Origin of the sequence: Flavihumibacter sp. UBA7668, from assembly GCF_002483205.1 — a bacterium.
In the GTDB taxonomy this organism is placed as follows: Bacteria; Bacteroidota; Bacteroidia; order Chitinophagales; family Chitinophagaceae; genus Flavihumibacter.
This window is the reverse complement of sequence record NZ_DLHM01000005.1, coordinates 234,615-259,828: the sequence shown is the minus strand read 5'-3', so window position 1 is coordinate 259,828 and position 25,214 is coordinate 234,615. Positions and strand designations below refer to the sequence as shown.

20 protein-coding genes are annotated in these 25,214 nt (G+C 45.7%); 5 read left to right on the top strand and 15 right to left on the bottom strand.

The window, feature by feature from the left end; genetic code table 11:
- Nucleotides 1-9: 9 nt before the first annotated feature.
- The 9 genes from B2746_RS13210 to B2746_RS13170 form a co-directional block, all read right to left on the bottom strand.
- Entirely contained in the window at nt 10-1,086 is a 1,077-nt protein-coding gene (locus B2746_RS13210; protein ID WP_290794717.1) for a phosphotransferase enzyme family protein, read from the bottom strand.
- 84 nt (nt 1,087-1,170) lie between these two features.
- Nucleotides 1,171-2,646 carry a c-type cytochrome domain-containing protein gene (locus tag B2746_RS13205; protein ID WP_290794714.1) on the bottom strand — a complete coding sequence of 492 codons (1,476 nt, stop codon included), beginning with the start codon at nt 2,644-2,646 and terminating at the stop codon, nt 1,171-1,173.
- A gap of 348 nt (nt 2,647-2,994) precedes the next feature.
- Nucleotides 2,995-4,536, bottom strand: a complete 1,542-nt coding sequence (locus B2746_RS13200; RefSeq protein ID WP_290794713.1) for a DUF1501 domain-containing protein — start codon at nt 4,534-4,536, stop codon at nt 2,995-2,997.
- 20 nt (nt 4,537-4,556) lie between these two features.
- Entirely contained in the window at nt 4,557-7,451 is a 2,895-nt protein-coding gene (locus B2746_RS13195) for a DUF1553 domain-containing protein (protein WP_290794710.1), read from the bottom strand.
- 119 nt (nt 7,452-7,570) lie between these two features.
- Nucleotides 7,571-8,323, bottom strand: a complete 753-nt coding sequence (locus B2746_RS13190; protein ID WP_290794707.1) for a nucleotidyltransferase family protein — start codon at nt 8,321-8,323, stop codon at nt 7,571-7,573.
- A complete protein-coding gene (locus B2746_RS13185; protein WP_290794705.1) occupies nt 8,320-9,780 on the bottom strand; it encodes a RapZ C-terminal domain-containing protein in 1,461 nt (486 codons plus the stop codon). Before B2746_RS13185 ends, B2746_RS13190 begins: the two co-directional genes overlap by 4 nt.
- Before the next feature lie 26 nt (nt 9,781-9,806).
- Nucleotides 9,807-10,871 (bottom strand): PA0069 family radical SAM protein, encoded by a 1,065-nt coding sequence (locus B2746_RS13180; RefSeq protein ID WP_290794703.1) that lies wholly within the window; start codon nt 10,869-10,871, stop codon nt 9,807-9,809.
- 56 nt (nt 10,872-10,927) lie between these two features.
- Nucleotides 10,928-11,599 (bottom strand): hypothetical protein, encoded by a 672-nt coding sequence (locus tag B2746_RS13175; protein ID WP_290794700.1) that lies wholly within the window; start codon nt 11,597-11,599, stop codon nt 10,928-10,930.
- 16 nt (nt 11,600-11,615) lie between these two features.
- The gene (locus tag B2746_RS13170) at nt 11,616-12,263 is read right to left on the bottom strand and encodes a hypothetical protein (RefSeq protein ID WP_290794697.1); all 648 of its coding nucleotides are present in this window, start codon (nt 12,261-12,263) and stop codon (nt 11,616-11,618) included.
- A gap of 107 nt (nt 12,264-12,370) precedes the next feature.
- On the opposite strand from B2746_RS13170, the gene B2746_RS13165 reads away from it, so the two are divergent.
- Both B2746_RS13165 and B2746_RS13160 read left to right on the top strand, forming a co-directional pair.
- Nucleotides 12,371-12,817 carry a LexA family protein gene (locus B2746_RS13165; protein ID WP_290794694.1) on the top strand — a complete coding sequence of 149 codons (447 nt, stop codon included), beginning with the start codon at nt 12,371-12,373 and terminating at the stop codon, nt 12,815-12,817.
- Nucleotides 12,818-12,857: 40 nt separating this feature from the next.
- The gene (locus tag B2746_RS13160; RefSeq protein WP_290794691.1) at nt 12,858-14,150 is read left to right on the top strand and encodes a Y-family DNA polymerase; all 1,293 of its coding nucleotides are present in this window, start codon (nt 12,858-12,860) and stop codon (nt 14,148-14,150) included.
- A 240-nt stretch (nt 14,151-14,390) separates the two neighbouring features.
- Here the strand turns inward: B2746_RS13160 and B2746_RS13155 are convergent, their stop codons facing one another.
- Nucleotides 14,391-15,404 carry a DUF72 domain-containing protein gene (locus B2746_RS13155; protein WP_290794688.1) on the bottom strand — a complete coding sequence of 338 codons (1,014 nt, stop codon included), beginning with the start codon at nt 15,402-15,404 and terminating at the stop codon, nt 14,391-14,393.
- Here B2746_RS13155 and B2746_RS13150 point away from each other — a divergent pair, their 5' ends adjacent.
- Nucleotides 15,405-16,538: a metallophosphoesterase gene (locus B2746_RS13150; RefSeq protein WP_290794685.1), complete on the top strand. Its 1,134-nt coding sequence runs from the start codon at nt 15,405-15,407 to the stop codon at nt 16,536-16,538.
- A gap of 12 nt (nt 16,539-16,550) precedes the next feature.
- Here the strand turns inward: B2746_RS13150 and B2746_RS13145 are convergent, their stop codons facing one another.
- Both B2746_RS13145 and B2746_RS13140 read right to left on the bottom strand, forming a co-directional pair.
- The gene (locus B2746_RS13145; protein ID WP_290794682.1) at nt 16,551-17,360 is read right to left on the bottom strand and encodes an N-acetylmuramoyl-L-alanine amidase; all 810 of its coding nucleotides are present in this window, start codon (nt 17,358-17,360) and stop codon (nt 16,551-16,553) included.
- Between the two features lie 35 nt (nt 17,361-17,395).
- Nucleotides 17,396-18,775 (bottom strand): DEAD/DEAH box helicase, encoded by a 1,380-nt coding sequence (locus B2746_RS13140; protein ID WP_290794680.1) that lies wholly within the window; start codon nt 18,773-18,775, stop codon nt 17,396-17,398.
- An 84-nt stretch (nt 18,776-18,859) separates the two neighbouring features.
- Here B2746_RS13140 and B2746_RS13135 point away from each other — a divergent pair, with 84 nt between their 5' ends.
- Entirely contained in the window at nt 18,860-19,774 is a 915-nt protein-coding gene (locus tag B2746_RS13135; protein ID WP_290794677.1) for an SAM hydrolase/SAM-dependent halogenase family protein, read from the top strand.
- 3 nt (nt 19,775-19,777) lie between these two features.
- On the opposite strand, the gene B2746_RS13130 is transcribed toward B2746_RS13135, so the two are convergent.
- The gene (locus B2746_RS13130; RefSeq protein WP_290794674.1) at nt 19,778-20,656 is read right to left on the bottom strand and encodes an aldose 1-epimerase family protein; all 879 of its coding nucleotides are present in this window, start codon (nt 20,654-20,656) and stop codon (nt 19,778-19,780) included.
- Between the two features lie 187 nt (nt 20,657-20,843).
- On the opposite strand from B2746_RS13130, the gene B2746_RS13125 reads away from it, so the two are divergent.
- Complete coding sequence (locus tag B2746_RS13125) at nt 20,844-21,401, top strand: transposase (protein ID WP_290794671.1); 558 nt, start codon at nt 20,844-20,846, stop codon at nt 21,399-21,401.
- A gap of 154 nt (nt 21,402-21,555) precedes the next feature.
- Here B2746_RS13125 and B2746_RS13120 read toward each other — a convergent pair whose 3' ends face one another.
- Both B2746_RS13120 and B2746_RS13115 read right to left on the bottom strand, forming a co-directional pair.
- Nucleotides 21,556-21,990, bottom strand: coding sequence for a hypothetical protein (locus B2746_RS13120; protein ID WP_290794668.1), 435 nt, complete (start codon nt 21,988-21,990; stop codon nt 21,556-21,558).
- Nucleotides 21,991-21,996: 6 nt separating this feature from the next.
- On the bottom strand, nt 21,997-25,203 hold the full coding sequence (locus B2746_RS13115) for a VPS10 domain-containing protein (protein ID WP_290794666.1): 3,207 nt from the start codon (nt 25,201-25,203) through the stop codon (nt 21,997-21,999).
- Nucleotides 25,204-25,214: the final 11 nt, after the last annotated feature.

The following is a 25,214-nucleotide window of genomic DNA, read 5'->3' as shown; positions in this document are numbered from 1 at the left end:
TTTCACCTTTCACCCACCCGACCGGTACCACCGGTCGGGTGAATAGATTGTTTCGTAGCGGCGGATGAGGCCATTGATAAAGCGTTTGAGGTAGTCTTCGCTCAGGAAGGTATTAGACCAGTTTTCGAAGCGCTGGCACTGGATGCCGAGATAAAAGATATAGAGGGCCAATCCAAGTTCCGGCAGGAGGTTTAGCTCCTCTGCAGAAATTGGAAGAATGGATTGATACCCTTCCAAAAATGCGTCCAGATTAGGCTGATACAGGGCGGCATCATACCGTTCACTGTTATGTACCTGCATGGTATAAAAAGCCAGGTCAAGCGCCGGCCAGCCATTGCCGCAGAAATCGAAATCAAACAGAATCAGGTGCTGATCCGCCGTTATAGCGAAGTTTTCAAACCAGATATCGAGGTGTACCACAGCTTTGCGGAGGATGGAGGGGGCGGCTCCGAGGCCGGGATCAATAGTTTCAAACAACTGTTTCAAACGAATACTCAGGTTCTGCAAATAGATCATTTCTTCTGCATCGGCCGATAAATAGCGGGATATATATTCGAATGGCTTTGTGAGGAGGCGATCTAAATCATAGGTTTCACGTGCAATTTCATGTCCGCTGGTTAATTGGTGAAACCGGGCCATCATACGGCCAGCTTCCCGATGAACTTCCAATGGGTAGCGATGCATTTTTTCTCCGGCTGCATAGGAAAACAGCAGGCCGTATCGGAGTCCCTCTGGTGCCATGACGTGCTGAATAAATTCGCCATCAGGGGCTGGGATGGCGTATGAAACAGCTATCCCTCCGGCTTTTAATTGCTGAATCAATTCGATTTCAGCCAGAATTTCTTCCCGGCTCCGCCAATTCAGGCTGTACAACCGAAACACGAATTTTTGGATCGGTGCAGTGTTCTGTACGGCTTTGTCATACACGACAGATCCCGATTCCCGGATTTCCACTAAATAAGTATGATTAATCCCCGCCCTTAGTAGTCGGCAATTCACTTCCCCATTCCACCCGTAAACGGATTGTAAAAAACTTCCCAACTCTGCCGCTGCCAAAATGGACGAACTCGCTCCGATCGTATTCATCCCGCAAATATACTCCACTCACCGGTCGGGTGGCACCGGTCGGGTGGCACCCGACCGGTGCCACCCGACCGGTGAGTGGAGGGGTTACTTCACGAGGGAGGTGTCGCCGGGGAGGAGGGGGAGGCGATAGTTGCCGGTATCGATTTGGACAGCCGGAAAAGCCTGTTGCAATGTTGCGAGGTCGGTGGTTGAAAAAGCGGCTCTGTATAAAAAGAGCTGTTGCAGTTTTGGTAGTGTACCCAGTTTCAACAAGCCCTGCGTTGTAACCTTTGAACCCACCAGGTTCAGCCATTGCAATTCCTTTAGGTTTTGCAGGTTGCCAATGGATTCATCCGATAAATTGGAATTACTCAATTGAAGCCGGGTAAGCCTATTCAATTTTCCGATCAGGGAAAATGCAGCCGGACTCAATTGCACATCATCCAGTTTCAACCAGATCAACTGTTCTTTTATACCTTCCAGCAAAGCGATGGCGCTATCCGGAATCAGTTTGCCTACAGTAACAAAATTTACCGACAAATACGCCGATTCACGATTAACCGGTAACACCACCACGCCAAGCTCTTTTAAGCGCTGAACAAGATCTGCCTTAGCAGCTTGAACGGGTTGTTCAGGAATGGATGCAGCCAGCGAAAAAACTTTCCGAACGCCGGAAGGATTGCCGGGAGCAGCAGCGGAACCCTTAGCTGCAGCCCCATCACCTGTCGCCCCTTTACTACCCGCTTTCGTTAAATTTCCCGTATCCTGAGAAGCTGTTTGTAAATCCAACAAGATCTGCTTATCCTGCGCTGTTTGCGGTAATGCATTTATTTTCTGTTCAAAATCTGCTCCGGTCCGCACCCACCATTGCAGGAATTGAATTTCAGCGCCGGTAAGTTGTGCCTTCGAAATCGGAGGCATGTGTTTTTTAGCATCCTGTGGCAGCAGCAATCGTTTTATCAGTTCGCTGTTTTCAACATCCTTTGGTTTTACAGCCAGTCCGTCTTCCCCACCCTTTAAAATAAAAGAAGGTTCATCGAGCCGTAAATTCCCTTTCTGTTTGGAAGCACCATGACAACTGACGCAACGCGCTTCAAAAATTGGTTGAACCAGATCGTTGTAGGCGTGAACAGCCTGAATATCGGCAATTGGCGCCAGGGTAGGTTTAATTTCAGCCGGACCGAATGAAAGATAATCTTCGCCATGGGTTAGTGATCCGCCCATATGTCCGGTTATGGTTATGCCTGCCAACAGCATTACGGCAATTAAATTGGTTTCCCTTGTTTTCTTCCGCTGAACTGCCCAAAACATGCCGAGCGATAAAACGGTGGTACCAATACCCATCCACTGGTGCCAGCCCAGCAAGGATTCGGGATAGTCTGCCGTGCCGGATAATGCCAATCCGGTTACACAGGCAAACAAAGCACTCAGCATGCCCAGGACCAATATTACCGGAACAGACAATCGGAGATAGGAATAACCCGACCACCTGCCGATCCACTGAAACAGCACGGCAAGTATCAAAAATCCGATAGGCAAATGAACAAGTATGGGATGAAAGCGACCGAAGAATTCAAGCATGTGAAAAAGTAAAAAGTAAAGAGTAAAAAGTAAAAAGTTGGGCACCCAACTGTTATTAAATACAGGCACTAATATCAAGCATCGTTATTATTTTATATTTTTTAAAAACAATAAAGTAATCATATTCATCTAACAATTCCGGGGGTTCCTTTTCACTTTTTTTCACTATTCACCATTCACAACTTTAACCTCTCGCCTTTCACTTTTCACCTCTTTCTCACCTTTCACCTTTCACTTTTCACCTTTCACTTTTCACCTTTCACCTCTTTTTCACCTTTCAAATCTTTTCACTTTTCACCTTTCACTTTTCACTTCTTTCACATCTTTTCACTTTTCACCTTTCACCTTTCACGTTATTATCTCCTCAATCACTTTTCCGCCGACGTCGGTCAGTCGGAAGGGGCGGCCCTGGAAGGGAAAGGTAAATTTTTCGTGATCAAATCCTAATTGATGCAGGATGGTTGCCTGAATATCGAAGGCTTCAACTTTACCACTAACCGGACTATAACCGATTTCATCCGTTTCACCATAACTGAATCCTTTTTTGATGCCGCCACCCGCCATCCAAATCGTGAAGGCATCGGTATGATGATCTCTTCCCTTGTACGGATTCTGAACACCATTGCGATTTTCCATCATGGGGGTGCGACCAAATTCCCCACCCCAAACAACCAGGGTTTCATCCAGCAAACCTCTTTGTTTGAGATCGAGCAGCAGGGCTGTCATCGCCTTATCCACACTGCGGTATTTATTGATGATTCCCAGGTTTAAAGAGTTGCCCGCATTATCGCCATGAGCATCCCATCCCCAATCAAACAACTGCACATACCGAACGCCTTTCTCCACCAGCTTTCTGGCCAGCAGGGCGTTGTTGGCAAAACAGGATTTACCCGGCTGAGTGCCGTACATTTCATGAATGTAATCGGGCTCATCGTTTATGTTCATTACTTCAGGCGCCGTGATTTGCATGCGATACGCCATTTCATATTGTGAAATCCGGCTCAGGGTTTCGGGATCTTTGTATTCTTCATACGATGCTGCATTGGCCTGATTGATGGCATCGATACTTGCTTTTCGCAAATCGCGGCTCATGCCATGCGGATCCTTTATAAACAAGACCGGATCGCCCTCACTTCTGCACTGCACCCCCTGATAAACCGATGGCAAAAACCCGCTTCCCCAAACACTTTTACCTGCATCGGGAAAACTTCCTCCACTTGTAAGCACCACAAATCCGGGCAGGTTCTGATTTTCCGTTCCCAAACCATAGGTTACCCAGGAGCCCATGGAGGGCCGGCCAAGGCGTGCGGAGCCTGTATGCATTAACAACTGAGCAGGGGCATGATTGAACTGATCCGTAGTAACTGCTTTCAGAAAACTAACCTCATCTGCCATAGTGGAAAAATGGGGTAGGTGATCACTGATCCAGGCACCGGATTGTCCGCGTTGCTGAAAGCTGGCCTGCGGCCCGAGCATTTTGGGTACTCCGGTAATAAAGGCAAATTGTTTGCCTGCAAGCAGACTAGGCGGACAATCCTGTCCGTCCATTTTCATTAATTCCGGTTTAAAATCGAAGAGTTCCAATTGCGATGGCGCGCCTGCCATATGCAAATAAATCACACTCTTGGCGCGTGCAGCAAAAGGAGGTGCTTTAGGTAATAAGGGTCTGGCGGGATCAAATTCAGCGAGTGGGTTAGCTCCGCTATTAGCCGCCTCTCTGGCCATTTTATCAACAGCAGAAAGCCCGCATCCGCCTAATAGTGTACCCATTGCCAATGCCCCCAGCCCCATGGCACTTTCTTTCAGAAAATGCCGTCTGGTATGCAATTGCAGGTAGGCCGTTTCTGCCTCTTTCGCCAACCGTTTTGCATGCAATTCGTCTCTTGTCATAGCTTCGTTTTTACCTGAGCTTAATTTTTTACAATTACTTCATCCATGTTCAGCATCGCATTGGCTACAATGATGAGGGACGCCCTGTGCGCGGCATTCTGCGCATACTCATTTTTGAGCACCTTTCCGTGTTTAACTCCGTAATTGGCTTCGAGGCTCTCCGTTCCTAAAAATTCCGCCAACTGATCTGGGTTGGCTTCAAATTCCTTCATCGCCTTTGCATAAAGGGACGTCATCGCGCTCAACTGCTCCTGATTTATCTCCCTGAACAACAGCTCCCGATACCCCCATTTCACCATCTCCTCCACCCCCCTTCCTCCTTTTTCTCCTCTTCCTCCTCTTCCTCCTCTTTCTCCTTTTTCTCCTTTTTCTCCTTTTTCTCCTCTTTCTCCTTTTTCTCCTTTTTCCCCCTTCCTCTCCATTCTCGCCGCAAAATGCCTGGCCAAATCAATATATACCGAATCATTGAGGGTTACCAGTGCCTGCAGGGGGGTATTGGTTCGAATTCTCCTGGCATTACAAACAACGCGTTGGGCGCCATCAAAATTCATCATACTTGGGTAGGGCGCTGAGCGTTTCCAATAGGTATAAACCGCCCGGCGATATTGATCTTCTCCCTCACTTTTCACCCATTTTGATCCGTTGTAGGGCGATAACCAAATGCCTTCGGGTTGCCAGGGCATTACACCCGGACCGTACATTTTATCACTCAGTTTACCACTTACCTGAAGGTGCTGGTCTCTTATTTGTTCGGCGCTCAGGCGCAGTCTTGGTCCGCGTGCATAGTATTTATTGGCGGCATCTTTTTCCAGGTGCAATGGTTGAACCTTGCTGTCCTGTTGATAGGTAGCGCTCATCACCATTTCTTTGAGCATTTTTTTGATGCTCCATTTATACTCATGAACCAATTTCCAGGATAAGTCATCCAGCAATGCCTGATGTGTTGGATTGGCTCCCTGTGTTCCCATATCTTCCAAAGTTTCAACGAGGCCGGTTCCAAACAACTGTTCCCAAAGGCGATTGACCAGGGTTCTGGATACCAGGGGATTTCTGGGATCAGTCATCCAATCTGCGAGTTCCAGTCGATTGGATGGCAGTTCGTTTTGCACCATTTTCATATTTTTCACCAGGGAGGCAGGCACCGCCGGATTCACTTCAGCGCCAAGGGTCAGCCGATTTCCCCGTTCAAAAACGCGGGTGGTTCGATGAAGGCTGGCAGGGTTTTCATAAAGGATCGGAATTCCGGGAACATTTTGCGTAAGCAATTTCCAATATCGCTGGTAGGCCAGCTCATATCCTGGCTTTCCTTTGCCCGGGAAAGCTGGCACAAAGGACAACCAGTTGAAGGTGATGGTAAAATCATCTTTTTCTGTTGCTTTTGCCGGCCGTTCAAACTGAACATAAATATCATGTACGCCTTCCTGTTTGGGGAAGGAAACGGATTCATATCGCCATTGATCCTTTGCAGCAAGGGGTGCTTTCGAAATAATGGGACCGTCTGGCGAATCAATCCGGAGGGTTAATTCCCCGCCGGGTTTATTACAGTAAAACTGCCAGATCATTTGTTCTGCGCCGTTCAGGTCGATATTCTTAAATCGGGCCGATGAGCGATTTTTGAAAATGAGGGCATAGTTCATATTTCCAATCACCGCGTTCTCCAGACTATCTGCTGTGGTTGAATTCACGGCCGGCTGATAAAACTTCACCATCTCCTTCACCCATTCGCCCTTCTCCTCTTTCCCTTCTCCCTTCTGCTTTATCCAATCCATTACCCAATCCAGTTCCTTCTCCATATCCGGGGTTAATTGCCGCAGCCAGGGATATTCACCGGGTACATCTTCATCTCTGGTATTATTAAAGTAAGCCAGGAATTTATAGTACTCATCGTGTTTAAACGGATCGTACGGGTGACTATGACATTGAACACAGGAGAAGGTGGTACTCATAATGGCTTCCCAACTGGTATTGATCCGGTCCATTACTGCGGCCACCCTGAACTCCTCATTATCTGTTCCACCTTCATCATTGGTCATGGAATTGCGGTGAAATCCGGTAGCAATCAACTGCTCATCGGTTGGATTAGGCAGCAAATCACCGGCCATTTGTTCTTTAATAAACTGATCATAGGGCATATCCTTATTAAAGGCCTTAATCACCCAATCGCGATAGGGCCATGCATGTCGATGACCATCGGATTCATAGCCTTTGGTATCGGCATATCGTGCCAGATCCAGCCACATGGAAGCCCAACGTTCGCCAAAACGGGGAGATGCCAGGAGACTGTCAACCAATTCTTCGTATGCTGCCGCTGATCCATCTGCCTGAATAAATTTATCCGCCCATGCTTTTTCGGGATATAATCCGATCAGATCAAGCCCAACTCTTCTTACCAAAACGGATGCATCTGCCCTGCCAGATCCAGTCAATCCCTGTTTATCCAACTCTTCTTTTATATAGGAATCGATGGATTTTTTTTCGGTTGGTTCTTTTACAGGAAGGTAGGCCCAATGATCGCCCCAGGGTGCACCCTGTTTGATCCATCTGCGAAGCGTAGCAATATCTTCTTTGGATAATGGATCGTGTTCAAACGGCATCCGCTCTTCCGGATCATCCAGCGTTAAACGCCGGATCATTTCGCTTGCATCCGGATTTCCTTTGATAATGGCAGGTTTTCCTGATTCGGTTTCCCGAAAAGCTTCGTCTTCAAATAACAAACTGAATCCGCCTTTGGCTTTTACGCCACCGTGACAGGAAATACAATTTTTATTGAGAATGGGTTTTACTTCTGTACTGAAATCTACAGGTGCTCCGCGATCGCGTGCAGCCTGGCTAATAGCCCAGGACAGGACACCTACTACAATAAGTCCAAGGGCCAGGATCAGCCACTTTTTATTCGGTCGTTTCATTTTTTGCATGGCGAAGGAATAGCTACAAATCGTTGCTTAAAGTTAACTTATTCCTGCACCTATGGAAAGACTAAGGGCTCCTTGTGAAAATTTTACCAGTAATCGTTCAATTAGTAACCCCAACGACATTATTTGAAAAGCTTTTCAGCCTGAGCCACACTTTCAGGTTTCCCTACATCAATAAACCGATCGCCACTATGGTCAAATCCCATTATTTTATGGTCGGCTGCCAGATCCAGGTATACATCTACCAGAGAAAACTTCCCTTCCTGTTTGATCAGCGAAAATATTTCAGGAGAAAAAACCACCACCGTACTATAGGCTTTGGGGGTTAATTGGTCCATCGCATTTTCTGCAGTATAAACAGACCCGGGCGGGAATCTAAATTGACCGGTTGCTAAATTTACCCAGCCCTGTAAACGGCTGTTTTCGTCAAATAAAAAATTCCGGGTACTTTTCCGATCTGTTATACCGAAGCTGATTAAAGCCTGCTCCTGCTCATGAAACTGCATCAATTTATTCAGGTCCAGTTCTGTTAGCACATCTGCATTGATGGTAATAAACGGACTACCCTTCAACAGGCTGGCCGCTTTCAGCAAACCACCTCCAGTTTCTAAAACCTCGTTGCTTTCATTACTGATCATAACAGCAGACCCCCATCCCCCTGAATTTTCAACAGCTGTTATAATCTGATCTGCGAAATGATGCACATTCACCACTACTTCACGAATTCCATATTGCTGCAGATATTCGATATTCCGTTGCAATAATGACTTACCATTTACCATCGCCAATGCTTTTGGATGATGGTCTGTCCAGGGTTTGAACCGGGTGCCCAGTCCGGCAGCAAAAATCATTGCTTTCATCTTCGTTTTCATCATCCGTTGATCCAATTTTTTGCTTCCTGTTCTATATGTTTCAATTCAACTTTTACCCGGAATTTGTTGCGAAGATGGCGTGCCAGGGCATCTGCTGCATAAACGGAGCGATGTTGCCCGCCGGTACATCCGAAATTCACCTGCAGACTTGAGAAACCCCGGCGGATATAATCTGCTACACTGATATCAACCAGATCAAAAACGCTGTTCAAAAAATCAGGCATGGCCGTTCTTTGTTCGAGATAATCTTTTACTGCTTTATCCCTTCCTGTTTGCTTTTTATATTCCTCAACTCTACCCGGATTTAAAATGCCTCTGCAATCAAATACGAAGCCTCCCCCATTTTCAGTTGGGTCTGGCGGCAACCCTTTTTTATAGGAAAAACTATGGATGGAAACCACCAGCGGAGTGCTTTCATCTGCATGCAGTGGTTCGAACCGGTTTAGAATTTCCTCGCTGGTACAGAATTGCAAACACTTATCAAACTCTGGCACCGCAATTCCCATTTTTCGATTGCCGGTAAATGCCTGGAGATTTTTCAGGGCCTGCGGAATGCTTGTAAGAAACTGGGCTTTCCGTTGAAAAAATCCTCTGAAACCATAGGCGCCGAGTACCTGCAATAAACGGATCAATACATAGCCATTATACTGAATCGTAAACAGAGTTGGATCCACTGGTTGTGCCAGGTATTGATTCGCCTGGGTAATATAATAGGCAAGCAGGCTATCTTTCCATTCTTCCGGCAGATTGGCTCTTGCCTGCCAAAGCATGGAAGCCACATCATACTGTAATGCACCCAGCATACCACCCTGATAATCGATAAAATGAACTTCACCCTCTTTAACCATAATATTCCGGCTTTGAAAATCCCGGAACATAAAATGTTTGTTTTCAGTATGGGTCAGATAAGAACTCAGGGCATCAAAATCATCCAGCAATGCCTGTTTATCATAGGGAAACTTCAGGGTATCCAGAAAATAATACTTGAAATAAAGCAGATCACTCAGAATTGCCTGTTTGCCAAATTCCCTTGCGGTAAGGCAATGTGTATAATCAATTTCTTCCCCACCTTTAATCTGAAGATGTGCCAGCTTCGATAAGCTTTGCTGGAATAAGGCATAGACTTCCTGACAAAACCCTTTCTCTTCCAATTCATTTAATAAGGAACGATCTCCAAAATCTTCCTGGATATACAGATCCATTTCTTCATTCACGGCATACACATTAGCAACCGGCGCACCAGCTCCTTTCAATGACCTGGTAAAGGATAAAAATGTTTCATTCTCCCGGATATGCGGGTTATAGGTTGCAATCGCCGAGCTGATTTCAGCCCCTTCAGCACCTTTAATCCGGAAATACATCCGATCACTTCCGGACTGTGGCAGTTTACTGATTTCTGCCGCTGTTTGTCCGGTCATTTGCAGCCAAAGCTGGTCAATTCGTTCGATTAGTTTTTCCATATTAGAGCGCCAAATATAAGGATAGTTCAAAATAGCTTCATTTGCTTACCTGGAACGGTAAACAAACCGGTATCCAAACTCCAACGCTCCGAATTTAATCCATATAGCTGGCTGAATTTTTTAAACTGCTGGCGGATAATCTCTGCCTGTGGTCCTTCTCCTCTCATTCTTGTTCCAAATCGGCTGTCATTCACTTTTCCACCATGCCCGTTTTCAATAGCATGCCAGACTTTATCTGCCCGATCAGGAAACTGTTCATAGAGCCAATCATGAAAAATCAGTTTCACTGCACCATTCAACCGAACAAACGTATAGGCTGCAAATCTTGCCCCGGCTTCTGCTGCTCTTTCCAGAATCACCGGAAGTTCATGATCATTTAGTCCGGGTATAACCGGACCAATCATCACCCCTGTATGTACATTTTTTGCACTTAGTTCCCGGATAATTCTTAACCGTTGCTCTCCTGTAGTTGTGCGGGGTTCCATTTTTCTTCGAAGTGATTCATCCAGGCTATTGATGGAAACCAGAACGGATGCCAATTTTTTTTCCGCCATTTTTTCCAGGAGATCGGCATCCCTGAGTACACCGGCATTTTTGGTGATAATCCCAATGGGCTGGTTGAATTCCTGGCAAACTTCTATCAGCCTGCGAGTTATCCGAAAACGCTGTTCAGCCGGTTGATAACAATCCGTATTTCCACTGATGGAAAGCGGCTGGCATTCCCAGGCTGGCCGAAGTAAAAACTTCCTTAATAATTCGGCAGCATTCCGTTTGATGATAATTTTTCGTTCAAAATCAAGGCCGGCACTAAAGCCCCAGTATTCATGTGAATTTCTGGCATAACAATATACACAGCCATGTTCACAACCCTGGTATGGATTCATGCTGTAGAACATATTCACATCCGGACTGTCTACTTTATTAACCAGACTTTTTGCTTCCTGTTCAAGGTAGATGGTTGAACTGTCCGTTTCGGTCCAGTCGTCAATGGCAACAGCTTCCATTCGAACAGTCTGTGCAGATTCAAACCGATTAGCCGGATTGATCTGCGCGCCTCTCCCTCTCATTTTCAGTTTTGCACCTTCCTCCATACGCGTATTTATTTACTTAGATTCAACCAACCGAACCAAAAACATGCACTTTTCCCTCAGGCATCAAACAAAGATTGTTGCCGAACTCCAACTGGCAGATCACGCAATTCAATACGCTGTAGTATTTGCCAGTTCGTGGTACCCTGCGATCGTTTCAACAGCAGGCAGGCATCAGCCAGAAATTGAGCCGTAAATGTTTTATTTGCATATTCTTTCCAGGCTGAATCAAAAATGGTGGAAGGGAGTTTTCCTGCCAGTAGGATCTTATGTTCTGTTGGAAAAAATGCAGGATGCTCTTTATCCGGCCGCAGGAGATGCTGAATTGATTTAAGCTCTTTTGTAATACCCCATAATCCATTTTCAGCTGAACTCCCTGCTCTGGATGCAACCGGTATGAATAAACTATGCGATGGTTGGGCAGCATAATTTTGTAACCTGATTTGGAAAGGGCGCCATCCTGTTGCCAACTGATAAATCGACTGCTTTACCCGCTCCTCCAGCAATTGGCGTTGTTTGAATTTTACCAGGGGTAAAACCACCTGGGCAGTATATCCATAGGGTAACGGATATTTTTCCTGAAACAATAGACGTTGTTTCCGGATTTTCTCTTTCACGACTTCCGGAATTGCCCAAACCAGCTGGTATTCCTGTTCCTGATAGCCTGGCAAGGATGCATATTGGAAAAATCCTTCTCTTCTCCTTTCAATTCCTGCTTGATTTACCTGCATAACCATTTATTTAAGATTAAATGAATCGTTCTGGTTGTTTAAAACCGGGTGGCAATAAAGGAAAGCGGCTGACCAGTTGAAACTTGTTGCTCCATGCATCACAACGCATTAATTCCAGTTCACGGAGTTCCATTTCCAGATGATGACAGCGGGAGGAAAACTCCAGTTGGATCTGTCGCTCCACGGAACTGTCCATTTCCTCTACCAATAAGAGCCGGGGTGAATGAATCAATCTCAATGCACCACAACCATTTCCCTGCATCCACCCATCCAATACGCGCAAACGCTCTGTGAGTTGACGAAAATTTCCCTTATCCTGAATCCTCCAGTATAAGGGTTGTTTGGGCATGCTGCCATAATTATTAAAGGCAAACTGAAATCCTTCCTGTGTTCCAATAATTCTGTTTATCCATCGCAACAGGGTGCCTTCCATTTCCTCCCTGGCATGAAAGCGCGCTACTAAAATAGCAGGTGCAGCTATTTTCAATAGCCGTTGTTTATGCCAATTTTCCAGCCCGCTGATTGCTTCGGCAGCAGCATGCATTACTTCAACCGGCAAATTCACCCTGATTTCGTAGGTGTTGCCTGAAAAAGCAATGCCTGCCTGCAGTTCACTACTTACCAGTACGCCTGCCTCGTTTCTATCCGGAATTTGTGCTTGCATATACCACCGGTTATAATTCTAATTTATTTAGCATAAAAATACTAATTAATTTAGTAATTCCAATTTTTTTTGCGACCTTTAATAATAAATAAACCACACTATTTTTTATGGAAATCGGAAATGCCTTTTCTGCTGCTTATACAGGCACCAAAGAATTTCAGCAGCAAAATGTAAGAAATGCCAATGCAACGGGGTTTGGTGCTGCAGCCGATGATTATGCCACCCGTGGCTTAGACCTGAATGAGTATTTGATCCGTAATAAACCGGCCACTTTTTTCCTTCGCATTCAAAGTGATTCCATGATTGGGGCGGGCATACACCAGGGAGATCTCGTTATTGTAGACCGATCCATCACACCGGGAAACGGCCATATTGTAATTGCCAGTTTAAATGGCGAAATGCTGATCCGCCGGTATGAAAAACAGTTTAATAAACTGCGGTTGATTCCAGCAACCAAGCTGCTTGCACCCATTGATATTGATCCCTCCAATGAAGGGTTTTCCATATGGGGGGTGGTCATGTATGTGATACATGAGATGAAAGGTGAAAGGTGAAAGGTGAAAGAAAATAAACAGTTAATTCAACAAAAGATTCATGTTTGGGCTGGTTGATTGTAACTCCTTTTATTGTTCCTGTGAACGGCTGTTTCGGCCCGATCTGGAAAACAGTCCGGTTGTTGTTTTGAGCAACAATGATGGTTGTGTCATCGCGCGAAGCGATGAAGCAAAATTGGCCGGAATAAAAATGGGTGCTCCTTATTTTCAATGCAAATCACTCATCGAAGAAAAGAAGGTGGCGGTTTTTTCTTCCAATTATCAGCTCTATGGCGAACTCAGCATGCGGGTAATGGACACGCTTAGAGAGCTGCTGGACGAGAAAAAAGTGGAAGTATATTCCGTTGATGAAGCCTTTCTTCAATTGGATAAAATTCCGCATAAGGAGCTAAATCAATTTGCAGCAGAGCTGAAAGAAAGAGTTGAAAAATGGACGGGCATCAAAGTTTCGGTTGGGGTTGCGCCGAGCAAAGTATTAAGCAAACTGGCGAATCGTTTATCGAAAAAAAATAAAACGGTTTCAAAAGGCGTGTTGGTGCTTCGGGAAGCCACTGAAATTGAACAGGCAATGCGGGAAACTGAAATAGGTGAAGTTTGGGGTATTGGGTACCAGTATGCGGAAAAACTTCGCCAACTTGGAATTACGGATGCCTTCACATTCAGCCAGCTTCCGGAACCCTGGGTACAGAAAAACCTGGGAGGGGTTGTGGGTGTACGATTGCACCGTGAATTAAACGGACAGGCCTGTATAGATTTTAAAGATCCGTTGGAACAAAAGAAAATGATTGGAAGTTCCAGAATGTTCGGGCGTCCAGTGCACGAATTACAGGATCTACGGGAAGCAGTGGCAACCTATCTGGCAAGGGCAGCTGAAAAACTTCGCCGACAAAATAGTGCCGCAACTGAAATGGAAATTTATATTGTTGCTGCAGATGAAAACAGGTTTACTTATCATCCCAAAAAATTCAGTAGTTCCATTCGCTTACCAAAGCCCAGTTCAGGCACGAATGAGCTAATCCAATATGCTCTGCCAATTGTTGACGCGCTCTATCAGGGAAAAAGAAAATACCTGAAGGCAGGCGTTCAATTATCCGGACTGGTACCGCAATCCAGTCTTCAGGAAAATCTATTCTTTCCTATGGAAGAAATAAATCTTGTACAGCAGGCTTCCAAACGAAAATTGATGGAAGCCCTGGACAATATCAATTTCAGCCAGGGCTCGGATACCATACATTTTGCATCCACCGGCATCCAGCCTACCTGGAAAATGAAACAGGAAAAAATGAGTCCGCGGTATACTACCTGCTGGGAAGAACTGAGGGAGGTGAAGTAGAAGGTGAAAAGTGAGAGGTGAAAGGTGAAGGAGGTGAAGGAGGTGAAAGAGGTGAAGGAGGTGAACAAGGTGAATTATTGAATCCTCGAGGTTAGCAATTTGCCGCTAAAATTTTCACCCGACGAATTTTCCTCCGTTGCATCCTTTCCCTCCACTTCCAACCCTCCACTTCCAACTTCCAACTTCCAACTTCCAACTTCCAACCTCCAACCTCCCACTTCCAACCTCCCACTTCCAACTTCAAAAGAGTTTGCCCTGTGTCGGTTCCTCCTCCAGCACCGGAATTGCTGTATCAATGCCGGTTTGTTCTTTGAATATCCTGCCCACATAAATACCAAATGAAGGCACCAGTTCTTCCTTCCCCAAATGAAGAAAGAAACAGGCCGATTCCAAGCCGGATTGATACCATTGCTGCAATCGGTTGGCCCAGGCATCGATCCGGGTGAAATCTGTGGGATGTCCCTGGTTGCCCACAAAGCGAATCAATACCCGGGGAACAGTCACCAGCATGGAACAAACATCCCGACGGCCTGCAACATCCGTTATCACGAGTCCAATTTTTAAGTCAGACAGGGTTCGATAAAAATCTGCCATCCGTTGCGATTGTTCAAACCAGGCTGCATGCCGCAGTTCAAGCATCCATTGAATACCAACAGGAAGGGATGCCAAAAACTCCAATAACTCCACCTGCCGTGCTGGAGAAAACTGATCCGATAACTGAATAAAAACCGGACCTAATCGGGTCTTTACACCTTCATCCAAAACCTGAACACTTTCAACAAACGAACGAACCAGCTCCTCTTTTCCTTTTAAAGCACCACGGTGACTGATGCCCTGAAATAACTTGGGACAAAAAACAAATTCACCGCTATGGTTAACCGAATCAGAAACTGTATCCACCTGGTTTACCCATTTCAGCAATTCATCCCGGCCATATAGTTTATAATGGGTAGCATTCAATTCCACTGTATTAAACTGCCTGGAATAGGAAGTCAAAAAATCAGCTGCTTTTGCTTTACGCGGATAGAGTGTTCCGCTCCATTCGGGAACCGTCCAACGGGTAGCACCCAGGAACAATTTTGCTCCGGCAAATCGCGCTCCTCCCAGCACCTGTTCCGTAAGAGGCGGATCAGGCACAAGAGAAAAATCTATTTTGTCCAGTTGATCTAATGCAACCCTTCCAAAATCCATACAGTATTTTACTGCAAGGTAAGAACCCATTTCAACTATGCGTGTCAGTTTGTACCTTTCCATATGCGAAAAATCGGGTTAGCCTTTCTTGAATTCATTCAGCTTGTATTACAGTTCCTGTTGAAAAAACCCGTCTTATGGGTAGTGGCAAAATTCAGTGCTGCACCCAAACAGGAAAAGGTAAATGAGGCCCTGTCGCAACTTTACAGAACGATCATCACCGAACCAGGAAAAAAGGGACCATTGATTGCATTTCGTCCGGATGAACATCCTGTAATTATTTTTACCGACCTGCATAAAGGCACCCGGGATGGCGCGGATGATTTTGGCATTTGTGAACCCAATTATCTGGCCGCTCTTGAGTATTACCAGCAGCGAAAATTCTACTATATCAATCTGGGCGACAGTGAAGAATTATGGGAAAATATCCTTCCGAATGTTATCAAATACAATAAGATCAATTTTGAAAAAGAAACCGAGTTTGTAACAAGAAATGCGTTTGTAAAAATTTATGGCAACCATGATTTGTATTGGGGCAATGATCCGCTTGCACCAAGTTTTTTGAAATCAGTTTATGGCAAGCCGCTGAAAGCCTATGCCGGTGCCGTGTTACGGGCAGAATTACCCTATGGTCATCTTGATTTTTTTTGCACTCATGGACATCAGGGTGATGCACAAAGCGATGGCAATGCTTTCTCCAAATGGTTTGTAAGTTATGTTTGGGGACCGTTGCAGGCCCTGCTGGAAATCAATACCAATTCACCCTCTTCCAATGCCGATCTTAAAACATTGCATAACCAGTACATGTATGAATGGAGTGCAGCGCAAAAGGACATGGTATTGATAACCGGACATACCCATCAGCCGGTTTTTAATTCGCTTACCCATCTGGAACGCTTGTATCTGCAATTGGATCTTGCCAATCAGGAAAATGATCAGGAAAAAATCAAAAAAGTCAGTGCTGAAATTCCCCGAAGAAAACGAGAATACGATTATGTAAACCATCGTTACCACACGATGCGTCCCAGTTATTTCAATGCAGGCTGCTGTTGTTTTGATGATGGCACCATAACCGGACTTGAAATAGCCGAGGGATTTATCCGCCTGGTAAAATGGAGCAAAATTGATGGAAAACCAACCCGTATAGTTGCGGAAGAAGAACACCTGGTAGCACTTTCCAAACGCCTTAGTTCATAGATGCAGGATAATTCATCGGCTTAACTGGTAAAGGATTTTTTCCGCTTCGGGTGTCCATCCGGCCGTAGTATCCTGCAGCCAGTGACGTTTGAATGATTGCCGTGCAGCAATTGAATCGCTGGTATTAAATCCCACCAGGCGAAGCGCCATTAGTTTATCAAAGTAGGGTGGCGGTTCCACACCGGTTGTATCTGCAAACCATTTCCCGAATCCTCTGTCTGCCAGATCCTTCCAGGGAAATCTCCAATTGGGGTCATTTTTTCTGGTGGGTGCGATATCACCGTGGCCGATAATATTTCCCTGCGGGATGGTATGCCGTTTTTTGAGCGTATCCAGCAAATTCAGCAGACTGTTTATCTGACGATCATCGAAGTATTCAAATCCGTTATTATCGAGTTCAATACCGATACTGGAAGAATTCAGATCCGTATCATAACCCCAACTTCCGACCCCGGCATGATGTGCCCGCAGGTAATCATTCAGCATATGATGAATGGTTCCGTCCTTGCAGATGACATAATGGGAACTCACCTGGGTTCTCGGAATGGTGAACGTTCGAAGGGTCTGATCACAACTGTTTTGCGCAGTGTGATGGATGATCACAAAATTGGGTTTGCGCATACTGAAATTGGTAGTACCAACCCAATAAGGCGCCGTTGACAGGGAATGAACCGGGGGATACTGCCGCAGTTGTTTTGTAAGAAGTTTTACTTTCTTTTTATGCGCCTTATTGGTTGTCTTATAGGGATTTGTACTGCAGGCTGCCAATATAAAAAAGAAAAGCAGCAAAAGGCTGCCTGCTTTCAAGAGATTCAACTTCATCTTTATGCGATTTTTAAACCGGTTGTTTCCTGGACTTATTCAACCGGTCCGGGACTATCCGATTTTTTTTCAATTTTCAATTTCGGTCTCATTTCGCCAGTAGGCTGCGCTGCCCCATTTTCCTTCCTCCCTTCTCCCCTCTCTCCTTTCCTTTCTCCCCTCTCCTTTCTCCCTTCTCCTCTTCCATTTCTCCCTTCTCCTCTCTCCTTTCTCCCTTCTCCGTTCCCCTTCTTCCCCCATTTCTCCCTCTTTCCCCCTCTCTTTCCGGGGTGGTATTCCGGTCCGGCTCCCAATTCTGCCGGCACTTCGAGTTTTGGAACTTCGTTCCCGATCAGTTGTTCAATCCGACCGAAACGTCCCATTTCCTGCTCGCTTACCAGGGTAAATGCTTTACCGTCTTTTTCTGCCCGGGCGGTTCTTCCGATCCGGTGAACATAATCTTCGCCATCATGTGGTACATCATAATTGACAACCACATCAATTGTATCAATATCGATTCCACGGCTCAGTACATCGGTAGCTACGATAACGGGAATCCGGCCACTTTTAAAACCCATCAGGATATCTTCCCGCTCTGTTTGTTCGAGATCGGAGTGAATTTCAGCTACTGTAAATTTTGCACGTTTAAGGGTTTGGGTCAGTTCCTTTACCGTATGTTTTCGTGAACAGAAAATAACCAGACTTCGGTGGGGTGTTTCACGGATAATATGCTGGATCAAAGGATTTTTTTGCGGTTCATAAACCACATAGGCACGTTGCACTATTTTTTCTGGCGGACGTGAAATGGCGATATTAACTTCAACCGGTTGTTTCAGAATTTTCTTTGCGAGGCTTCTGATTTTCTCGGGCATGGTAGCGGAGAAAAGAAGGCTTTGCCGTTTATCGGGAAGGTGACGGATAATGCGCATGATATCATCATTAAATCCCATATCAAGCATCCTGTCTGCTTCATCCAATACGAGAAATTGAACTTCACTAAAATCCACATAACCCATATTGAGGTGAGCGATGAGTTTTCCTGGTGTACAGATTACGAGGTCTACTCCGTTTCGGAGCGCCTGTTTTTCCTGAACAAACGCACCACCATCTCCACCGCCATAAATGGCAATTGAGCTGATGGGAGTGAAATAGGAAAGTCCCTCTACATGTTGAGCGATCTGCACAGCCAGTTCGCGGGTTGGGACGATGATCACGCCACTGGTATGTCCGGGGTGGCGATGTTCAATTAATTTGCTGAGTATCGGTAAAAGGAAAGCGGCAGTTTTGCCGGTGCCGGTTTGTGCCGAGGCAATCAGGTCTCTTCCTTCTAAAATGGATGGCATAACCTGTTCCTGAACAGGCGTAAGGGTAATATATCCGGATGCTTCAATTCCTTCCATCAGTCCCGGATCAAGATTCAATTCATTAAACTTCACTTGTAAAACACATTTCGATGAACCGTAAAGATAGTGCAAATGGGGCCAGCTTTCTACTAACTTTATCGGGCATAATACTCACCCATGGTACGTTTCATACTTATCTTTCTCTTCTGCTGGCAGGACAGTTTATCTGTGTTTGGACAAAAACCGGTATTGGTATATCAAACTGATTTTGGTGTAAAGGACGGGGCTGTTGCTGCGATGAAAGGGGTCGCATACGGGGTATCGCCCCTTCTGGCGCAGTATGATTTAAGCCATGAAATCCCGCCCTATGATATCTGGCAGGCGGCTTATCGGCTTCGGCAAACGGTGCCGTATTGGCCGGCAGGTACTGTATTTGTATCGGTGGTGGATCCAGGGGTGGGATCAGCCCGGCGTTCGGTGATTGCGAAACTGAAAACCGGACAATTCATTGTGACTCCTGATAATGGAACCCTTACCCTGCTGGCATTAGAAATCGGCATGGATGAAGTGCGTTTGTTGGAGGAAGAACGAAACCGGCTTCCCGGATCTTCTGCTTCCTATACATTTCATGGTCGGGATTTATATGCGTATACGGCTGCACGGTTGGCAGCAGGGCGGATTAGTTTTGCTGCTATCGGTCCATTAGTGCCTGCTGAAACGGTGGTTAAAATTCCATTTCAGGCAGCCCGGCGCGAAGGCAAACTGTTACGCGGGAATATTCCGGTACTGGATCCTCAATATGGAAATATCTGGACGAATATTCCGCTTCAACTGGTGCAGGATTTTGGTGTCCGATATGGCGATCCGTTGTTGGTAACTGTTCGAAAAGAGGGGCAGCAGGTTTATCGGGATACAGTATTATTTGGAAACACGTTTTCGGTTGTACCTGTGGGTAAGCCGGTGGCCTATGCTAATAGTTTATTGAATTTTTCCCTGGGAATTAATCAGGGAAATTTTGCGCAGGAGTTTAAGGTTGGATCTGGTCCGGGTTGGGATCTGGTGATTGAAAAAGTTACGGGTTTGAAAAGGTGATAATCAATAAACTTTCACGGTCCAGTTTCGTTCGAATACGGCTCCGGGTTGAAGTTGGTTAATGCCTTCTTTTTCTTGGAGCTGTTGATTATGCTTGATGGAGTCTGCGATTCCGCACCAGGGTTCGAGGCAAACAAAGGGTGCACCGGGAGCGGCCCAGATGCCGAAAAAGGGGAAATCCTGAAAACCGAAATCGAGTCCGTGTGAATGTTTAGAGGACCGAAGACTGATGGAAGTATCGGGAAGATTTTTCAGCACGATGGCATCTTCCTCAAACAGGCTTTTTTCGAGGGGAAGCCGGTGATTTTCCAGGGGAATATCAGCTGTTTCCGTTCCGATTAATCCTTTATCGAGTTTGTAGCGTTGCAGGCTGGAAGACTGATTGAATTGGAGGAAATAATCTTCATAATGGGGAGCTTCCTGGGAAAATCCGACCGGTACCGCAAATGCGGGATGTGCTCCGATGGAAAAATAAAGGTCTTCTGTGCCGGGATTGGTAACCATATAGGCGCAGGAAAGCAGGTTGTTGAGCAGGGAGTATCGGATTACCAACTGGAAATCGAATGGGAATACTTCTTTAGTGGACGCATCATCGGTGAGGAGGAAGCTGGCGCTATCTGCGGTTTGCTGGATGCATTCAAAATTTCTTTCTCTTGCGAAACCATGACGGGGAAGCGAGTACCGATGATTTTTATAATTGTAGGTATTTTCTTTCAGGGTTCCTACGATTGGGAACAGGATGGGCGAGAATTTCCCCCAATAGGCGGGATCTCCGTTCCAGAGGTAGGAAATCCCGTTTGCGAGGTTTTTCAACTCCTGCAATTCCGCGCCGATTGTTTCAATTACCGCACGTATCTGCTCGTTTTCCAATGTTATTTTCATGCTGCGAAGATAAGACGTCAGACACTAGTTAGAACAGTCGTCAGACAGGTGTTAGGACAGTGTTAGAACATAGTGGAAATACGTGTCAGACACCAGTTAGACAGGTATCTGACACCTGTGAAAACACCGTAGCAATTCAGGTGATTCAGCGCTTGACTACGATAAGGCTGTCGCCTAGTTTTGAAACATGAATATCATTCAAGACAACCTATACCACATTTATAATCGTGGCAATCAGAAACAACGACTGTTTCATTCCGAACGCAATTACAATTTCTTTCTGGGTAAAATAATCCTTTATATCCAGCCGCATTGCGATATACTGAGTTATGCGCTGATGCCCAATCATTACCATCTGCTTATCCATGCTAATCAACACTCTGCGGAACTGATTGATGGAAGAATTCTTGCAATTTCCAATCTTAGTGAAGGAGTTCGTCTGATGCAAAGCACCTACACCAAGGCTTTCAACTCAGAACACGGCATCTGTGGCAATCTCTTTCAACAAAAAGCAAAGTCCAAACCGATTGAATACCAATCAACCGTTCAGGCGATCAATACGTTTCATTATATCCATAAAAACCCAGTGGAATCCAATCTCGTCACCTATCCGGAAGACTGGACATTCTCCTCCTTCAGAGAATACCTGAATCCACATCTTCCCGGGATCTGCAATAAAAATTTGGCGATTGAACTACTGGATCTAGATTACCGGATGTTTAACTCAAAACAGAAATATTATTAATAAGCAGAGCTGGACCACACTATTTTAAGAACCACCATACTCCAAGCCATTCGAAGCTTCCTTTCCTTTAAACAGGAATTCTTCCTTTTCATCTTACACAGTTCTAACATCTATCTGACACCTCTCTAACAACGTTCTAACACCTGTCTGACACCTAAACCCCCAGCACCTTGGCAAAGCGTTTCAGATCAGCCATATCTGCAGGCAATAAAACCTCCTTGCGTAAATACTTTCCCTGAAGAAACAAGACCCGTTTATGTTCCGGATACCGCGCAAGAATCGCCTCTATCAGTCGACCGGCTTCCGGATCAAGTTCAAATTCGGGCTGCGGCTCCGCCACCGGCAAGGCAGATTTCAGCCGTGTTGGCATCCGTGCAATTAGGGCTTCCAGCGTTGCCAGTTTTCCAGGAGATAAACCTTCAATCTTCGAAGCCTTCCCATATAATCCCTGCAATTGTTTTTTACTCAAACTGCCCCGCTGCAAATATTGCTTGTACAAACTGATCACAAAAGAAGAGATCGGATACGCCAGTATGCATTCCTCCAAAATCTCATTCACAATATCGATTTCAGGTTTCTTTTTTTCCATCAATAACTATTGTAGGGGCATCATGATCCGCTCAATCCCCATTCGTTTACAGGTTTCATTCAACGCGGTAATTCCGCTGCCGGTTATCGCATCATATTCTTTTTTCAATGGCATCCAGGTGGCATGCAGGGTTTGATACTGTTCTTTTTGTCCATCTGTTACAAAAGGAATCAAGCCATCCATTTCGCCTTTCAGAAAAAAATAATCTGCGCTGAGTTTATTTACAAAATTAATGATATCATCATAACTCTGGGATCGGTTTTGAACCAGTGCTTCTTCCCATGCATTCATGCGATCCTGCAATGCTACCGACTGTTTTTTCACTTCGCCATAGGCAGCTTTATCGCCAACCAATGCAATCAGATCTGCCACCTGTTTCTTTGCTGTTCGCATATATAAAACAGAACGATGCAAATCGTTCAAATCATCTTCCACCTTCGTCAGCCATTCATCCTGTTCCTCATAATCAGCTTTGCCTGCAGCAATACGCGGATCTGCCACTACTTCAATCCTATGTTTCAGCACCGTATCACCCAGCTTTAACTCCGCTGTATAATTTCCCGGTGCAACCCGATGCCCATCCCAGCTTCCTTCAATGTAGGCAGTCGGAACACCCGGATAGCTTTCATGCCGTAAATTCCATACAAATCGATTCAATCCCGCTTTCTTCGGCAATACAGGATCAGGTGATGGCCCGCCTGGAAACTCTACAAATGTTGAATCAGCTACGCTTGAATAGGAACGGATTAATTTTCCTTTTGCATCCTTAATCACCAACTCCACCATAACGGAATCTGCCACAGCCGGTAACTGATAATAAAAAACAGCACCGGTTGCTGCGTTCGTTCCTTCGCGCACAGGAGTCATTGGTCCAGCTCCGTCTGTGCTACCCACCGCATTCAAGGCGCTTCCGCCACCAACCCGAAATACCCGATCCATTCCAAACAATTTCGCATCAGCAGTATCTGCCAAAGCCGCACTGTTTCGCACCATAAACAGGTCATCCAAAATCCAGAAAGAGCGGCCCATGGTAGCTGCAATCAGATTATCCTGATGAATTTTTAAATCTGTAATCGGTGTAACGGGTAAGCCCAACTGCAATTTCGACCAGGCATCGCCATTCGTCCAGGAAATATAGAGTCCGGTTTCCGTGCCTGCAAACAATAGGCCTTTTTGTTTGGGATCTTCCCGAACAACCCTTGTAAAAGAACCAACCGGAATACCTGCATCAATTCGTTTCCAGGTAGTACCATAATCTGTACTGCGATACAAAATCGGAGAAAGATCATTTACTTTATACCTGGTGCAGGCGATATAAACCGTAGCCGGATCATGTGCAGACACTTCAATACTGTTCACCAGACATTCCGGCATTCCCGCCGGGGTAACATTTTTCCAATTCGCGCCGCCATCCCGGGTCAGGTAAACCATGCCATCATCACTGCCTGTCCAGATGATTTTGCCATCTGTTGAACAACTCACATAAGAGATCGTTCCATAATTTTCTCCACCTGCTCCTTCATTGGTATAGGGAATGCCACTCTGTCCCATTTTGCTGGAATCATTCCGCGTCAGATCAGGCGATAGTACGGTCCAGGTTTTACCCAGATTAGCGGTCTTGAACAACCGGTTTCCTGCATGGTAAAAACTTCCGCCATCCGCCTTTGACCAAACGATCGGCGCGTTCCAGTTAAAACGATACCGCATCTGTTTCGGCATGATACTCTGATACTGCAATGGCACAACCATCACTCCTTTTCCTTCTTTTATTTCCTGATTCAATAATTCAATGGTACCCTGGTAACTGCCTCCCATTACATAAGTTGGTTTATCCGGATCAAATGCCAGAAATGCACTTTCGCCCCCGGCCGAGTAAAACCAGTTGCGTTCTCCAATTGAACTACCCCATAAATTCCTGCTTTCAATAACAAGAGAGGTATTATCCTGCTGTCCGGCATAAATGCGATAAGGAAATTGATTGTCCACATTTATCCGGTACAATTGTGCTGTTGGCTGATTATCGAGCGAACTAAAACTTTGTCCGCCGTTAAAACTGATTGAAGCACCCCCATCATCTGCCATCACCAGGTTATTTGGGTTAGCGGGATTGATCCACAATTGATGGTAATCTCCATGAGCGGTGGAAAGATTAGACCAGGTTTTTCCGCCATCAATACTCTTAATCCATTCAGCACCCAGAGAATGCACTTCATTCTCATTTTGCGGATTTACGGCCAGTTCGATATAATACCAGGCACGAGTGGTCAGCCGGTGATCCTTACTGACACGGTTAAAAGTAGCGCCACCATCAGCTGAAACAAATAAACCGCCCTGTTCTTTATGGGTATCGCTTTCAATCAGTGCATACACTTTATTCGGATTGCTGCGCGAAACTTCGATTGCCATCTTACCCAATTCCTTTGGGATTCCCTGTTCGAGTTTATTCCAGGTTAAACCGCCATCGGTTGATTTGTATAATCCGCTGCCGGGTCCGCCGCTTTTTACTTCCCATGGGAGGCGATGGTGTTCCCACATGGCGGCATATAGTATTCTTGGATTGGTATAATCCATACTTAAATCGGAACAGCCGGTACTGCTATTAATGTATAGGATTTTTTTCCAGTTGGCACCGCCATCTGTGCTCCTATAAATTCCGCGCTCTTCAGACGGACCGTTTAACGCACCCTGCACTGCCACATAAACCAGGTCGGGATTTTTCGGGTGTATTCGGATGGCTGCAATTTGCCGGCTATCCGGCAATCCGATTTTTTTCCAGGTGGCACCGGCATCTGTACTTTTGTAGATTCCATCTCCATAGGAAGTCATGACGCCTCTTGGTGCATGTTCACCCATTCCAACATAGACTACATTGATATCCGATTCTGCGACGGCTACGGCTCCTACCGATCCGGTACCGAAAAATCCATCCGAGCAGTTTTTCCAGGTGATGCCGGCATCGGTTGTTTTCCAGAGTCCGCCTCCGGTAGTGCCCATATAATAGTGCTGATCATTTCCCGGTACACCGGTAGTTGCCACCGATCGTCCGCCCCTGAAGGGTCCGATATTGCGGAATTTCAGAGAACGAAACCGTTCTTCCAAAGATGGATTTTGGCTATTAACTGTTACAGCGGCATTCTTGGTTGCTTTCTTTTTCGTTTGTGCCTGGCTGGTGAATGTTCCCAGGGCCAGCGCCAGTAGCAGGTATTTTCTCATAAAGTGTCAGA

Bases quoted from the DNA above. Each gene is read 5' to 3' on its own strand.
- B2746_RS13210 (WP_290794717.1), bottom strand. From the start codon at position 1,086: ATGAATACGATCGGAGCGAGTTCGTCCATTTTGGCAGCGGCAGAGTTG.
- B2746_RS13205 (WP_290794714.1), bottom strand. From the start codon at position 2,646: ATGCTTGAATTCTTCGGTCGCTTTCATCCCATACTTGTTCATTTGCCT.
- B2746_RS13200 (WP_290794713.1), bottom strand. From the start codon at position 4,536: ATGACAAGAGACGAATTGCATGCAAAACGGTTGGCGAAAGAGGCAGAA.
- B2746_RS13195 (WP_290794710.1), bottom strand. From the start codon at position 7,451: ATGCAAAAAATGAAACGACCGAATAAAAAGTGGCTGATCCTGGCCCTT.
- B2746_RS13190 (WP_290794707.1), bottom strand. From the start codon at position 8,323: ATGATGAAAACGAAGATGAAAGCAATGATTTTTGCTGCCGGACTGGGC.
- B2746_RS13185 (WP_290794705.1), bottom strand. From the start codon at position 9,780: ATGGAAAAACTAATCGAACGAATTGACCAGCTTTGGCTGCAAATGACC.
- B2746_RS13180 (WP_290794703.1), bottom strand. From the start codon at position 10,871: ATGGAGGAAGGTGCAAAACTGAAAATGAGAGGGAGAGGCGCGCAGATC.
- B2746_RS13175 (WP_290794700.1), bottom strand. From the start codon at position 11,599: ATGCAGGTAAATCAAGCAGGAATTGAAAGGAGAAGAGAAGGATTTTTC.
- B2746_RS13170 (WP_290794697.1), bottom strand. From the start codon at position 12,263: ATGCAAGCACAAATTCCGGATAGAAACGAGGCAGGCGTACTGGTAAGT.
- B2746_RS13165 (WP_290794694.1), top strand. From the start codon at position 12,371: ATGGAAATCGGAAATGCCTTTTCTGCTGCTTATACAGGCACCAAAGAA.
- B2746_RS13160 (WP_290794691.1), top strand. From the start codon at position 12,858: ATGTTTGGGCTGGTTGATTGTAACTCCTTTTATTGTTCCTGTGAACGG.
- B2746_RS13155 (WP_290794688.1), bottom strand. From the start codon at position 15,404: ATGGAAAGGTACAAACTGACACGCATAGTTGAAATGGGTTCTTACCTT.
- B2746_RS13150 (WP_290794685.1), top strand. From the start codon at position 15,405: ATGCGAAAAATCGGGTTAGCCTTTCTTGAATTCATTCAGCTTGTATTA.
- B2746_RS13145 (WP_290794682.1), bottom strand. From the start codon at position 17,360: ATGAAGTTGAATCTCTTGAAAGCAGGCAGCCTTTTGCTGCTTTTCTTT.
- B2746_RS13135 (WP_290794677.1), top strand. From the start codon at position 18,860: ATGGTACGTTTCATACTTATCTTTCTCTTCTGCTGGCAGGACAGTTTA.
- B2746_RS13130 (WP_290794674.1), bottom strand. From the start codon at position 20,656: ATGAAAATAACATTGGAAAACGAGCAGATACGTGCGGTAATTGAAACA.
- B2746_RS13125 (WP_290794671.1), top strand. From the start codon at position 20,844: ATGAATATCATTCAAGACAACCTATACCACATTTATAATCGTGGCAAT.
- B2746_RS13120 (WP_290794668.1), bottom strand. From the start codon at position 21,990: ATGGAAAAAAAGAAACCTGAAATCGATATTGTGAATGAGATTTTGGAG.
- B2746_RS13115 (WP_290794666.1), bottom strand. From the start codon at position 25,203: ATGAGAAAATACCTGCTACTGGCGCTGGCCCTGGGAACATTCACCAGC.